Here is a 13,730-nt window from a genome sequence, read left to right as displayed (position 1 = left end):
TCCTGTCCTTTCAATGGAAGTAATCTGCACCACGGATATTGGGGTGGGTGATCGCGGGGCCGTCCGTGGGCGTTTCTCGGCGTTGTCGATCCAGACCATTCTTGAGAATGGAATGCAGGGATTGGTAGGTGTAGCTGTTGATCTCGAGCGCGCGTTCACAGGCAGCATCGAGGCGAGCATTGCCAAAAGATCGGGCAAGCTTGAGCACGCCCATGCAACTGCGATAGGCTTGTTCTGGGTGTTTGCGTCGGCGCATGACGACCTCAACATAGGTATCGACATTGGGGCCGATGCGGACGGCTTGCCTTCGGATGCTTTCCGGCGTCCAGTCGGCACGATGGCGATGATTGGACGGCATATGTTCTTTCTGGGTGGAATGTTGGCGGTTACCAGAGATGCGGACGTGAGACGCAACCCTCTGACCTTTATGGAAGACTTCGATGGTCCGCGCGGCGACCCGCACCCATAGCCTTTGTTTGATCAGCTGGTAGGGTACCGAGTAATAGTGCCGGTCCACATCGATGTGATAGTCAATCCCAGCACGACACTGCTTCCATTCGGCATAGACGTATGGCTCCCGGGGCACTGGCTTCATGGCTGGTTTGTCCAGGCTCTCAAACAAGGCCCGGCGGCTGGTACCCAGATGCCGGGTGACCTTGGCATTGAGCTGATCTTGTAGAGGGCGAATTGCTGCGTTCAGCTCGTCCAGGCCAAAGAAGGTCTGGTTGCGAAGTCGAGCCAATACCCAGCGCTCGGCCAATTGAACCGCCGTCTCGACCTTGGCTTTGTCCTTGGGTTTATGCGGACGAGCGGGCACAACGGCGGTATCGTAATGTGCAGCCATATCCCCATAGGTGCGGTTGATCGCCGGGTCATGGAAACAGGCCTTGATTACCGCTGACTTCAGATTATCTGAGACAATCATCGCAGGCACACCGCCGAAGAAATCGAAGGCCCGCACATGGCTCGATATCCAATCCGGCAGGCTCTGGGTCCAACTGGCCTCCACATAGGTGTAGTTCGACGCCCCAAGCGTGGCCACAAAGATCTGAGCTGTGCGCACTTCACCGGTCTGAGGACAGATCACATCCACGGTCTGGCCCGCATAATCGACAAACAACCGTTCACCAGCGGGGTGACGCTGGCGCATTACCGGCGAAAGCTTGCCTTCCCACGCTGAATAGCGGGCACAATATTGGCTGTAACCATAGCCGTCAGGATGAACCTCGCGATATTCCTGCCACAACAGAGCCAGCGTCACACCTTTGCGGCGCAGCTCGGCATGCATATGAGCCCAGTCTGGCTGCGGTACCGCGCGAGAGGACGCCCCAGGTTGGGATGGGTAAAGAAGAAGTTCCAGATCACTGTCAGACAAATCAACCGGCAGAGGCCATGCCAAACCAGCCAAATCCGCGCGACGGAAATAGTCCGATATCGTTGCTCGTCCTATCGAAAGGCTTTGCGCCACTCGGCGTCCTGACAAGCCTTCTGCCCGAAGCCGAAGGGCTTCCCGGATCTTGCGCATTGGTAATCTCTTCATGGGGCTTTCTCACGTTCCAAAAGAACACAAGATAGCCGGTGAGTGATTACCTCAAAACGGTCGACAAATCCCCTTCACAAGGGGGGGCCGAATGCTCCGGAATCAATGGCCGGATCAAATCGGAATGGGTGGCCGGATGCTGTCGGAATCAGTGGCCGGATAAGACCGGAATGCGCATTTGTTCACTGATCCGCGAACTTTGGCAGCGTAGCTGTCTGAAAAAGGCAGCTCGCCAGCATCAAGTTTCTCCAGTGCCTGCTGCAAATTGATCGTCATGTGTTTCTCCGATGTCATGGTGACTAAAGACAATGTTCGTGAAGCTGCCCCGGCTACAGGGGTTGACCATTCAGAGCAGAGTGCGTTTTGAGGTGATTTTTTCGAATTTCGGCATTGATAAAGTGAAATGAGAAAAACACGCTCAAAACGTCCTTAAATGACTCTTCGGGGGCGTTTACCTCACTTATTTTCAGATTTGCCGCCTTGTAATGAATTCGGTCTTTGGCACCTCATCTCCCTCAAAAAGGCTGGAAATGACGTGGTCATGAAAACGAATAGATCCACCAAGGGTGATGCTTGTGATCATGCCTTCACGTACCCAGTTCCGAATGGTGGCAGACGAACAACGGCACATTTCCGCCAGATCACTTACCTTGAGCAAAGGAGACATCAGTTCGCTGTGGTCGGAACGAGACAGGGCCGTGGAAATGGGAATGCCTTCCAGCCGCCAGATATCGAGAATGCAGTATCTGGCCCGTTTCCAAGGTCCCCTAGCGCGAGGAATTTTCGCATCTCGAATAATTCCTCGAGCTGTATCAGGATCAACACGCCACCTTCGCGCAATCTCGCATTGAGATAACGTTGGTAGCTGATGTATCAGACGGGATTTGAGCCTCAGTTCTGCAAGTTTGTCGTTCGCCATTTTTTTCTCCTCGAATTTTGATGTTGAGGAGGTGGGTTCGTTTTTCGGCTAAAAAAAATAAATTCTGTCTTTTTATGGAAACAAGGCCTTAGGCTAAATATCGCCCATCCAAAAACGGCAGTTTTCTGACAGAAAATCGCAATTACCCCTAAGAGAATAAACCTAAAGCCAAATTTTTTGGGGCGCTCTGACCATGATTTTTTTTCAATCGGCAATAAAAAACATGAAATGAGAAAATTCATGTTTTCTCGTCTCAAAACCGCTTGCCAGCACCACAGTTCCCATATTTCAGAGCGTTTGGAGAACTGCGACAACGCCTATACGGTCAAAATAGGAATTTTTCATTTTTTGAAATTTGAAACCATCTTACCATCTGCAAGACTCTGTCTTGCCGTCCAGAACCAAATCAAAACCTGAATAGCAGTTTTGAGCCATCGAGAATGATGTCTTTCAGACTTCCGGGGGATCCAAATCACGACCAAGGAAACTTTCAACCGGTAATGGAAATGAAATTGAACGCCCCTTGTCTTTGCCTTAGTCTCCAGACAAGCAAAGAGTTGTAAAAGCAAGATTCGTGCGCGTTGAAAGAGCAGAAGGGTGGGGATGATCAGGGATGGGATTAGAAACGCTCAACAGCATAAATGCCTTCCGTCCAAAAGCAGATCATTCAGCTAGGCTTGGAGGCTCTCAATGAGAATCTTGGATAGATTCTCACTGCTTAAAGGCAGAAGGACAAAACACAGACAGGATCTCACAGACGACAGCCTTAGAGTTTCAGAAATACGTCTCATCCTCAACGGGCAGATCGAAGATCTATCTGATTTCGCATCGTCAAATCGGCTAAACAAGAGAGATCCAAAGGGCGACACTCCACTTCATCTGGCAGCACGAAAGGGAAATCTTGCACTTTGCGATCTTTTCGTACGCTCAGGCGCTGAAATTCTTGCCCTAAACCACAAGCGTCAGACAGCAGCTGATGTTGCGAGGCAAGAAGGAAATGATCTTGTGTCCCAGCTGCTGGCTTCGCTTTCCGGACAAGTTCTGAATTCTGAAAATGATACCAAGCGTCGCCAAATAGGAAGCACTAGAACACATATCAACGAGTCGCCAGAGCATAGCGAACAACTTGCACAAGACCAAAAACCTACCTCCCAAAAAATTTCATCACCAAGAACACCCATTTCACGACAAGCTGAAGAATACCCGATCCAAACTGATTTTACTTCTGACGCATTTGATGAATTATTGAGTTTCGAGATAGAAGAAACCCCGCAATCATTTCTCCAAGCGTCTGGCGTCGAAAAAGCAGCAGGCTCTTTCGTATCAACAACTCGGGCGTTGCTTGATGTCACTGAAGAAGGCTTGGAAGAATTATCGCTCGATCGTTCATCGGTTCAAATTGCAGGCGATGGAATTCGCTCCAGCGGAACCAAGGTTGAGCGCGATGATCACGCGTTTCTCAAAGTGAGGAAAAGGGGACCTCAATCCTCAAAACAGGCAGTTAAGCTGTCAGGCACCAGATTGTCGATTAATACCAACGGCATTTAATTCTGACCTTCTTGAGCCCATTTTCTCATACCTATTGAATGGATGATGGTTGGGTTGGCGGAGAGGCTCTTCCATGCTTGGCAACCAGCATCAAGAATGGCGGCATAGTCTTCGAAGACCCGATTGGACAGGAAGGTACCGCGCAGATACTGCCAAATATTCTCAACTGGGTTCAGTTCCGGTGATTTGGAAGGCAACAGGAGGATGGTGATATTCTTGGGCACGTTGAGTCTGCTTGTCGTATGCCATCCGGCACGATCCATCAGCACCACGGCATGAGCGCCGCGCGCCACTGTCCTTGAGACTTCTTCGAGGTGCATTTGCATGGCCTGTGTATTTGCAAAAGGCATCATCAATCCCGCGCCAACGCCACGCGCTGGACATATTGCACCGAACAGATAGGCATTTTTATATCGCTGATCGGCTGGCAGACGTGGTCTGGTTCCCTTTTTTGCCCATAGTCGGGCCAGTCCATTCTTCTGACCAAGCCTAGCCTCATCTTGCCACCAAATCTCGATGGGCTTGTTCTTTGGCAAATGGCCTACATGCGCTGCCAACGTTGCGGAGAAGTTTTTTTGAAAGCATCAATGACTTCAGGCTTTTGTTCTGGATGTTGAGGTCGACCAGATATGCGCACATACCCCATGCGGCGCAAAAGATCCCGTACTCCACGTTCCTTGTAGGAGACCCCAAACCGCTCTTGGATCACACGCACCAGATCCTGGCTACGCCAGACAGAGACGCCGTCCTTCTCAGGATCAGGACCGGTTTCAACGATAGCAACAAACTCTTCGAGCTGTTCTGGGCTCAAGCGCATGGGAGCGCCGGTTGCTTTGATGTCGACAAGACCATCGGTGCCTTGCTCATTGAAGCGAAGAACCCAATCTCGCAAAGTCTGGCGGTCCATACCGCCGACTTTGGCGGCATCAGCACGGTTCATGCCGTCATAGACAGCCGCAATGGCCAGTAGGCGGCGGCTCTGTTTGGCATTGCGGCATCCTTTGGCAAGACGGCGCAAACTATCGGCGTCAAAAGCATCGCTAAGAATCAAAGCGGCAGACATGGCAAAATCTCCTTTGCCATGTTGAATCACGCCAGTGCTAAAAATGGAATCCCTAAAGAGTCAGAACTTCACGCCCTTGGTATAATCGCGAAATCTGCGCCAACTGGGCAGAAGAGATTATCTCCAAAGGGTGGTGTTCAAGTGTTGACATAGAAGATTTGGCGAATAGTTGCGATGGCAATGGAAGTCCAAATGAACTCTTCACAAACCTCCACAGAAATATAGAAGCGGCGGGTTTGGAGATAGTAGATCATATCACGAAACGCCCCGAAATACCGTGGAGCATTGGATCAGAGATATCGCCAGAGGATCTGACTGAATCAATGGAAGCGGTTTTGAATAGAGCGATAAAACTACCCGGAACTCAGCGCTTCATAATGGACAAGGCAGAAGAATCGGCTTTGCTAAAACCTCTTGTCCATTCGAAGCAAAAACTTCAGATCGGCATTCTATCGTGCGCTCCTGCCATGAGCGCACTAATGCTTGCATTCGATACTGTGTTTAGTGGCTCACGCGCGCAAAGTTCAATCTCTTCGAAAACTTTTTTCCCAGAACAACCGGATCACAAAGAAACAAGGGAAACTCTGGAAGCTACGGAAAGACTTAAGCTTTGGCAGAAGAATGGAAGTGTATTGGATGGAAAGCAACGGCGAGAAGCGTTAAGCGCCCTTGAAGCCCTCGACATAACTCTCGAATTTTACAAAAAACTGATCCAAATCTTGGAACGGGACACATTCTATCGAACGCGAGCAATCGAGTTAAACGAGTATATTGCGATATTTGAACAGACCATTGATCGCCTCGTCATTGACCACTTACCCTTTGTACGGCGCTTCGCTGCAAGAAATCTAGTCGATGGAGAAGATTTGGAGGATGTCTTCGCTGTCGCATTTATGGGACTTCAAAGAGCAAGCATGCGATTTGATGTTGAGCGAGGTTATCGTTTTGTTACGTATGCGACATACTGGATGCGGCAAGCAATCTCTCGATGGCGAGCTGACGAAGGGACTGAGATAAGGGTTCCAGTTCATAGGCAAATTGAGTTGGCAAGGTTTACTGAAGAAAAAGTCAAGCTAGAAAGTGTTCTGGAAAGAAAACCAAATCAGATTGAACTAGGCGACGCGCTTTCATGGGACGTAGAAAAAGTAAGGCAGTTCCAGTCAATACCAGTTGAAAAATTGAACATGGACGCAGCATCATCGCTGGATGAAATATTGCATCAATTTATCGAAGATGAAAACACCCAGAGCATTCCAGAATTTCAAAATGACCTCAAGAGAGTAATAGCAAGCGTTTTGCTAGATCTCAGTAGTCGAGAGGAATTTATTATTCGGTCACGGTTCGGTTTATCGAAAGAAGAAATGACCCTTGAGGAGGTTGGTGAAATTTTTGGAGTAACACGCGAGCGTATTCGGCAACTTGAATCCAAAGCAATCGAAAAACTTCAACACCCATCGCGCTCCCGGCAATTAAGAATTTATTGGGCTGAGGATTGACCATCGTGATCAGAAATGCCCCCCCTTATGCGGCATCAATGCTCGAGTCTCTTCGAGGTCTCGGGTACGCACCTGCAACTGCTCTAGCCGATCTCATTGATAATTCGATTGCTGCCAATGCAACGGAAGTCAGCATTCACTTTGAATGGTCCGCAAATGCCAGTTGGATCAGAATCACCGATAATGGCTTTGGAATGGACGATGCAGCACTTGAAAAAGGGATGCGTTTGGGAGCTCGAGATCCAAGGCAAGAACGCCAATCCAACGATCTCGGCCGTTTCGGACTGGGACTGAAAACTGCAAGTTTTTCTCAAGCCAGAAGGTTGACCGTAGCCAGCCGCAAAAAGGGAGAGGCCTTGGCCTGCTTGCGCTGGGATCTAGATCTCATCGGTCAGGAAACCGGCGCTGAATGGCCGCTCCACGAAGGCCCAGCCACAGGATCAGAGCATTTGTTCGATCCAATAGGACAAATGGAATGTGGCACCATAGTAGTTTTGGAAAAACTTGATCGCATCATCACGGAGGGATTTGCCGCTTCCGACATGATAGAGCTTATCGACCAGATTGAAATTCATCTTGCAATGACATTTCACCGCCTTATCGAAGGCGTTCAACCAGATTTACGACTCCTTATTAATGGGCGTCCGATAAAGCCATGGGACCCCTTCCTGCTCGGACACCCTGGAAAGGCACTCGAGAGTCCAGAATATCGGATCTTGCACACGACAGGCGTAACTGCGCAGTGCCATGTACTTCCGCATCGCGACATGCTCAAACCCTTTGAATCTGAGATCGCGGCAGGGCCAGGCGGATGGACACAACAAGAAGGATTTTACGTCTATCGCAACAAGCGCCTCCTTCTCGCAGGCGGTTGGCTTTCCCTCGGAGAGGGAGGCAAACCTTGGCCACGCGATGAAGCTCATAGATTGGCCCGTATCCGGCTTGACATACCAAATAGTGCAGATGCCGATTGGAAGATCAACGTCCTGAAATCAACGGCGAGTCCCCCTGTGCGGTTGCGATCTCAACTTCAACGTCTAGCCACCGAAACTCGCGAAACGGCAAGGCGGGTATTTGCACACCGAGGTCACATCACTCCGGCCTCAGGCGCCCGCACGAACGCAGTGGCAGAAGCGTGGCAAGTTAAGCGTTCGGCACAAGGAACATCCTACCGCATAGCTCGTGATCATGATCTTCTAGCCTCGATTCTCGATCGTTCAGGTCCGCTCAAGCCTGACATTCTCGCCCTCTTGAGGCTGATCGAGGAGACGGTACCGGTGCAACGCATCTGGCTAGACACGGCAGAAGACAAGGAAACACCTAGAACTGGTTTTGCGGGAGCAACCGACAACGAAGTGATGGAAACCTTGTCCTCCCTGTTTGAAGCATTGGTGAGGTTTCGCGGCCTCAGCCCGGACGAGGCGCGAGAACGTCTTGGCCGCACCCCTCCATTCGACCGGCATTTAGATCTGGTCTCAGCTCTTGAAGTGAAAGATACGCAATGACCATTTCAAACCAGAAGGCTTTTGATTCAATCCTTTCCATGGCTCAGAACATGCTTCGATTGGCTACAGAGCGTTCTCAGAGCCCCATTACTCCGGATATGATCGAGAAAGAGCTAACCAAGCTTTCTATCATGATGGAAGACGATTTTGCTCTCATTGATCGGGACACACTGGTTGACGAACTTATTCGTCGATCAAGCCGCACCGTGGGTGAGAATGCAACATTATCGAGTGGTGAAGACCATATTGCATGGCTTGATGCGGATAGAAAAAAGGGTTGGACCTATTGGCAGCGCTATTCGGAATACATGGAAACGCATATCCCGTGGACGGCACTTGACGCCCTTGACATCGCCACGGATGAAGTCCTTTCACAACTCGAGGACCCAACTCGACAAGATGCTTGGGATCGTCGCGGACTTGTCGTAGGCCATGTTCAGTCTGGGAAAACCGGCAACTATACAGGGCTTATCTGCAAGGCCGCCGATGCCGGTTACAAGATAATTATAGTGCTGGCTGGGTTACATAACAACCTGAGAGCACAGACGCAAATCCGCCTTGATGAAGGTTTTCTAGGCTTTGCCACCATTGCAGACGCTGAAGAACTCCCTGCTGTCGGGGTGGGATTGATCGACAAGGACATGTCGGTCCGGCCTAACGCTGCAACAAATCGAAGCGACAAGGGCGACTTCAACACAGCGGTTGCGGCGAAGATGAATATTAGCCCAGAGCAACGACCGTGGCTGTTCGTGGTCAAGAAAAACAAGACGGTACTCGAACGACTGCTTCATTGGATTCGCAACAGGGTTGCCAATCATGTCGATCCGGAAACCGGCCAGAAGCTGGTTACCAATCTTCCCCTTCTGGTAATCGACGACGAATCTGATCATGGTTCTGTCGATACAGGAGAAGACGTCGTAGACGAATTCGGTAATCCCGATCTTGAGCATCAGCCAAAAACCATCAACAGGCTGATCCGGTCAATCCTCCATCACTTTTCAAGAAAAGCCTATGTCGGCTATACAGCGACCCCCTTTGCAAACATCTTCATTCACGACCGAGGAGAAACGCAGGAGCACGGACCGGATCTTTTTCCGGCTGCCTTTATCACCAGCCTTGCAGCGCCTTCAAATTATGTCGGGCCGGGTCGTGTCTTCGGATCAGCTTCCAGTGTGCCCGAGAATCTTCCTCTAGTGCGCTCGCTGTCGGATGAAGAGTTCCAGCCATGGATGCCGCCACGGCACAAGAATGGCTATCGCCCTCGTTGGGAAGGAGAGGATTGCGTACCGGATTCGCTCGCAGAGGCAATCCGCTCCTTCGTCTATGCCTGTGCCATAAGGAAGCTGCGAGGCCAAGGAAACAAACACTCCTCGATGCTCATTCACGTAACCCGATTCACCTCGGTGCAGAACGCCGTTGTCAATCAGGTTGCGGAATATCTGCGAAGCCTGAAGGGCCGTTACACTCGTGGCATTGACTTGGAGAACCTCGAAACGTCAATGCGCACAGAGTATCAAGGAACCTTTCTGCCAGGGATGAACAGAATCCGCTCTGCACTGGTAGAGGGAGAAGTGTTGCAGGACTTCTCTTGGACTGACATTCGCGCTGTCCTCCCGGACGTCCTGTCCGACATTCGCGTCCGCGAGATCAATGGTACTGCCAAGGACGCACTCGACTATGCGGAAAACGATGCCACCGGCCTCAAAGTGATTGCGATCGGCGGCGACAAGCTCGCGCGCGGTCTGACGCTTGAAGGCCTATGCACGAGTTACTTCCTCAGAACCGCCCGCATGTATGACACGCTCATGCAGATGGGACGATGGTTTGGCTACCGTGACGGTTACCTTGACGTCTGCCGCCTCTACACATCGCAGGAAATGGTGGAATGGTTCGGTCATATCGCCGACGCGGCAGAAGAACTGCGCCAAGAATTCGATAACATGGTGGCCGCAGGCGCCACGCCAAAGCAGTTCGGACTACGTGTAAAGTCACACTCAGTCCTCACTGTGACATCTCGGGCCAAGATGAGAAACGCTCGCGCAATGCAGCTGACATATTCCGGAGATCTTCTTCAGACCATCGTGTTCCCCAATCGAAAGGAAGACATTGCTGCAAATTTCAATGCCACGGATCGTTTCATTGGTGCGCTCGGTCAATCAATAAATCTGAACGATCAACATTTCGTTCCGAAAGGGCAAAAGTGGAACGGATATTTATGGCGAGAGGTTCCCGCGCTGAACGTCATCTCGTTTCTTCGGGACTACCGGACTCACTCAGCCAGCTTCCGGATCATGAGCCCGCTGATAGCGGATTTCATCGAAGAAATGAACAAGGATCACGAACTCACTAGCTGGACAGTTGCACTGATTGGCAAGGATGTGGGGCCAGACGACAATTACCGGACTATTGGTGGTTGTTCCGTAAGCATGTTAACACGTAAGAGAACCACCCCGCATTCAGATCGATACTCAATCAAGACGCTCATCTCACCTCGCGATCAGGCCATTGATCTGACCGAAAAGGAATGGAAGGCTTCGCTTGATCTCAGCCAGAAGACTTGGCGCAATGACACGGATCGCAATGAAAGCAAGGATCCTCCAACTGAACCTAGGGGCCCTCAGATCCGCCACGTTCTGGGAGAAGGCGTTTCCAGAGCGGGCGTCCCTGCCCGACGGGAGCGGGGCTTGCTGTTGCTTTATCTGCTCGATCCAAAGGGAGCTGATGTCAAAGCCCTGAATGATGCCGATCCTGTCGTCGCATGGGCGATAAGTTTTCCTTCAAGCACTTCCGAGCGAAGGGTGTCCAACTCCCGGTATATTGCCAACAGCGTAATGTGGGGAGGCCTCAATGATTGGCTGGACTGAAGAAGGCCTCATCAATTCTTGGCGAGCGTTGGCTCATCGAGAAGCAGGAGAAGATTGGCGTTTTGTCCACCTCATCGGATTAGGAGAGGTTTCTGTCGAGGCTGGCTGTCACTTTCCTCTTGGCAGAGAAGCTTTGATCGTCTGCTTCCCCGGGTCATCGCAGATCAATTCGGCGCGTCTGCCTGAAGGCAAGGGATTCGACGTCACCTACATCGAAGGTCAGATCGCGCTCGGAGGAAAGACAGCCATCGCTCTTGTAAGACGACCTGAAGGGTCTCCTGACATATTCGCGGTTATGGTCGTCGATATTCTAAGATCATTGGAAACAGCTGCACATCACGAAAACCGGGACATTTTGGAGGCATTTCTCGAGCGCGTGAAAGAATGGCAAGCTTTCATGGCGCGAACGCACCGCCCGCTTTCACCAGATGCGCAAGTAGGACTATTCGGTGAGCTATGGATGCTTCGTCTTCTTATGGACACATCGCTTGGTGCGGAAAGCCTGAATTGCTGGTGCGGTCCATTGCGAGCAGCTCAGGACTTCCACATACGAGGCGGTGCGATTGAAGTTAAGAGTACTGTGCGTTCAAACAGCTTCCTCGCAAAAATCAACAGCATCGAACAACTTGATAGTGATCGCGCGCCAATCTTTCTGTGCGCCCTTCGCTTTGAAGAAAGCACTGATGGTGTTTCTCTTGTCGACTTGGTGACAGAGCTTCGCCAGAGGCTGGGAATTGCCGGATTTCTGCGAGGTTTTGAAGGGTTGCTCATGGTGATGGGGTATCATGATGAGCATGCTTCTCTCTATGAACGCACATTGAAGTTGAAAGATGCCAAGGCATTCCTGTCTGACAACGATATGCCACATCTCATACGCGGATCTTTGCCAGCGGCCCTACGTTCGGCAACTTACGTGCTTGATCTTGACGCATTCGAAGTTCCTTCGATCGGAATGCAAAATTTAGTCAACGAGTTTGGATTGGAATAACATGAGCCTCGAAGAATTTCACCGCAATTTCCGTTCCGACTTGCAGACTACCATTGCTGAAAGAATAGAAGAGCAGGATACGACTTTTCCATCCGAGGAACTGGTATTTGCAGAAATAGTCATGGATCACATTTCTGAAGCGGGGATTTGTGAAACTCCCGAAATTTGTCACTGGAATGGGACGGTTGGACGGTCCCGGCTTCGCATAACCGGCTTTGTTCTGAGCTCGGATGAATCTACCCTCGATCTATTCATAACGCATTATTTCGGCACGGAGGATCTTACAAGTCTAAGAGATTCAGACGCCGCGGCAACTGCCACAGAAGGAGTCAGATTTCTTCTTTCTGCCGCTGATGGAAAACTTGACGGAAAGATCGATCCGACACATCCCATAAGAAACCTGGTTTCAACCATTCGGTCTCGATGGAGCGAGCTGGATCGTTTGAGAGTTTTTGTCATTACAGACGGCATTACCAAGGCAAAGCAGTTCAAGCCCAAACCGGTTCTCGACAAGATGGTCATCATAGAAGCGGTTGATACGGAGAGATTGTTTCGGCATGTCGCAGGAAAGCCCCGAGATGAACTGGCAATTAGCTTTCCTCAAACGATTGGCCATCAACTCCCTTGTGTACATGTTCCTGATCCTGATGCGGACTACGAATATATTCTTACAGCACTCCCGGGACCCGTATTGCACGAACTATATCTCCGCTTCGGCCCGAGATTGCTTGAAGCAAATGTTCGCACGTATCTTGGAGCCAAGAGAAAGGTCAACAAGGGCATTTCGGAAACCCTGAAAAGAGAACCTGAGCATTTTCTGGCATTTAACAATGGGCTTGTACTCGTTTGCGATGAAGCAATCTGCGAACGCACCGAAGATGGGCACTTTGGGCTCTCTTACATGAGTGGATTTCAAATCGTCAACGGTGGTCAAACGACATCTTCGATCTACTTTGCATCACGCGACGACAAGACCATCGACCTCAGCCATGTGATGGTGCCGGCAAAGATCATCATTCTCAAGACAGGAAATGAAGACGCAAGGGAAAGACTGGTCAGCAATGTATCCCGATATGCCAACAGCCAGAATGCGGTAAAAATGTCAGACCTTTCCGCAAACAGGCCATTTCATGTGCAGCTCGAAAAACTTGCCAATGAAACATGGTGCCCGGATGGCATTTCGCGGTGGTTCTATGAGCGGGCAGATGGAGCTTACAATGTAATGCTGCTGAGAGAGGGTACGACCCGCGCAAAGCGCAAGAAGATAACGGACATGACCCCCACAAAGCGCAAGCTCAAAAAGAACGACATTGCCAAATATCACGAGGCATGGAGGGGCAAGCCAGATCAGGTGGCGTTGGCAGGTGAAAAGAACTTTGCTGCATTCATGAGAGCTCTGGATGAGGACGCTTCAATTGTTCCAAACCCTTTGAACCTGCAGTGGTACAAGGAGATGATTGCCAAGGTAATTATTTTCAAGGCGACCGAGAGCATGATCAAGACGAAGGAAGCCAAGCAAACGACGTTCAAGCAAGGTTGGAGCAATATTGCCACCTACACCGTCTCGGTTCTGGCAGATCGTCTGGATGATCGTCTGGACTTGGAACAGATCTGGAACCGTCAGGGTATTTCTCCTGGACTTCATGATCTTCTCTGGGACTGGGCAGTTATTGTAAATTCCGAGTTCAACCGCATCGCGCCAGGGCAGCAGTTTTCTGAAGTAGCCAAGCGTGCGGACACGTGGAAGCAAATAAAATCTGCGGAGTATTCATTGAACTCAATGCCCATTCAAGAGATACGATAATTC

Annotated in this window: 10 protein-coding genes; 6 read left to right on the top strand and 4 right to left on the bottom strand. The window is 50.5% G+C overall.

Going from position 1 to position 13,730, the window contains the following annotated elements; genetic code table 11:
* Positions 1–10: 10 nt before the first annotated feature.
* From istA to CPH65_RS12835, 3 genes are all read right to left on the bottom strand, one after another.
* The gene (gene istA, locus CPH65_RS12840) at positions 11–1,540 is read right to left on the bottom strand and encodes an IS21 family transposase (RefSeq protein WP_096171580.1); all 1,530 of its coding nucleotides are present in this window, start codon (positions 1,538–1,540) and stop codon (positions 11–13) included.
* Positions 1,541–1,654: 114 nt separating this feature from the next.
* Entirely contained in the window at positions 1,655–1,816 is a 162-nt protein-coding gene (locus CPH65_RS23890) for a hypothetical protein (protein WP_157747671.1), read from the bottom strand.
* Positions 1,817–2,006: 190 nt separating this feature from the next.
* Entirely contained in the window at positions 2,007–2,459 is a 453-nt protein-coding gene (locus CPH65_RS12835) for a helix-turn-helix domain-containing protein (protein ID WP_096173817.1), read from the bottom strand.
* 690 nt (positions 2,460–3,149) lie between these two features.
* Between CPH65_RS12835 and CPH65_RS12830 the strand changes: the two genes are divergently transcribed.
* The gene (locus tag CPH65_RS12830) at positions 3,150–4,007 is read left to right on the top strand and encodes an ankyrin repeat domain-containing protein (protein ID WP_096173816.1); all 858 of its coding nucleotides are present in this window, start codon (positions 3,150–3,152) and stop codon (positions 4,005–4,007) included.
* Here the strand turns inward: CPH65_RS12830 and CPH65_RS12825 are convergent.
* A protein-coding gene (locus CPH65_RS12825) for an IS630 family transposase (protein ID WP_096171592.1) occupies positions 4,004–5,070 on the bottom strand; the annotation gives its coding sequence in 2 pieces (ribosomal slippage) (positions 4,004–4,566 and positions 4,566–5,070; 1,068 coding nt in all). The two genes, CPH65_RS12830 and CPH65_RS12825, sit on opposite strands and share 4 nt — an antisense overlap.
* A gap of 236 nt (positions 5,071–5,306) precedes the next feature.
* On the opposite strand from CPH65_RS12825, the gene CPH65_RS12820 reads away from it, so the two are divergent.
* Genes CPH65_RS12820 through CPH65_RS12800 form a run of 5 tightly spaced genes read left to right on the top strand, consistent with a single transcriptional unit; the run spans position 5,307 to position 13,727 of the window.
* Positions 5,307–6,566 (top strand): sigma-70 family RNA polymerase sigma factor, encoded by a 1,260-nt coding sequence (locus CPH65_RS12820; RefSeq protein ID WP_172891517.1) that lies wholly within the window; start codon positions 5,307–5,309, stop codon positions 6,564–6,566.
* Between the two features lie 5 nt (positions 6,567–6,571).
* Entirely contained in the window at positions 6,572–8,071 is a 1,500-nt protein-coding gene (locus tag CPH65_RS12815) for an ATP-binding protein (RefSeq protein WP_244574646.1), read from the top strand.
* The gene (locus CPH65_RS12810; RefSeq protein ID WP_096173814.1) at positions 8,068–10,935 is read left to right on the top strand and encodes a Z1 domain-containing protein; all 2,868 of its coding nucleotides are present in this window, start codon (positions 8,068–8,070) and stop codon (positions 10,933–10,935) included. Before CPH65_RS12815 ends, CPH65_RS12810 begins: the two co-directional genes overlap by 4 nt.
* Complete coding sequence (locus CPH65_RS12805; protein ID WP_096173813.1) at positions 10,919–11,923, top strand: PD-(D/E)XK motif protein; 1,005 nt, start codon at positions 10,919–10,921, stop codon at positions 11,921–11,923. Before CPH65_RS12810 ends, CPH65_RS12805 begins: the two co-directional genes overlap by 17 nt.
* Position 11,924: 1 nt before the next feature.
* Positions 11,925–13,727 (top strand): AIPR family protein, encoded by a 1,803-nt coding sequence (locus CPH65_RS12800; protein WP_096173812.1) that lies wholly within the window; start codon positions 11,925–11,927, stop codon positions 13,725–13,727.
* The last annotated feature ends 3 nt before the right edge of the window (positions 13,728–13,730 follow it).

The sequence above is a fragment of the Cohaesibacter sp. ES.047 genome, assembly GCF_900215505.1.
Classification (GTDB): Bacteria; Pseudomonadota; Alphaproteobacteria; order Rhizobiales; family Cohaesibacteraceae; genus Cohaesibacter.
This window is presented reverse-complemented; position numbering and strand designations above follow the sequence as displayed.

Bases quoted from the DNA above. Each gene is read 5' to 3' on its own strand.
- istA (WP_096171580.1), bottom strand. From the start codon at position 1,540: ATGAAGAGATTACCAATGCGCAAGATCCGGGAAGCCCTTCGGCTTCGG.
- CPH65_RS23890 (WP_157747671.1), bottom strand. From the start codon at position 1,816: ATGACGATCAATTTGCAGCAGGCACTGGAGAAACTTGATGCTGGCGAG.
- CPH65_RS12835 (WP_096173817.1), bottom strand. From the start codon at position 2,459: ATGGCGAACGACAAACTTGCAGAACTGAGGCTCAAATCCCGTCTGATA.
- CPH65_RS12830 (WP_096173816.1), top strand. From the start codon at position 3,150: ATGAGAATCTTGGATAGATTCTCACTGCTTAAAGGCAGAAGGACAAAA.
- CPH65_RS12810 (WP_096173814.1), top strand. From the start codon at position 8,068: ATGACCATTTCAAACCAGAAGGCTTTTGATTCAATCCTTTCCATGGCT.
- CPH65_RS12805 (WP_096173813.1), top strand. From the start codon at position 10,919: ATGATTGGCTGGACTGAAGAAGGCCTCATCAATTCTTGGCGAGCGTTG.
- CPH65_RS12800 (WP_096173812.1), top strand. From the start codon at position 11,925: ATGAGCCTCGAAGAATTTCACCGCAATTTCCGTTCCGACTTGCAGACT.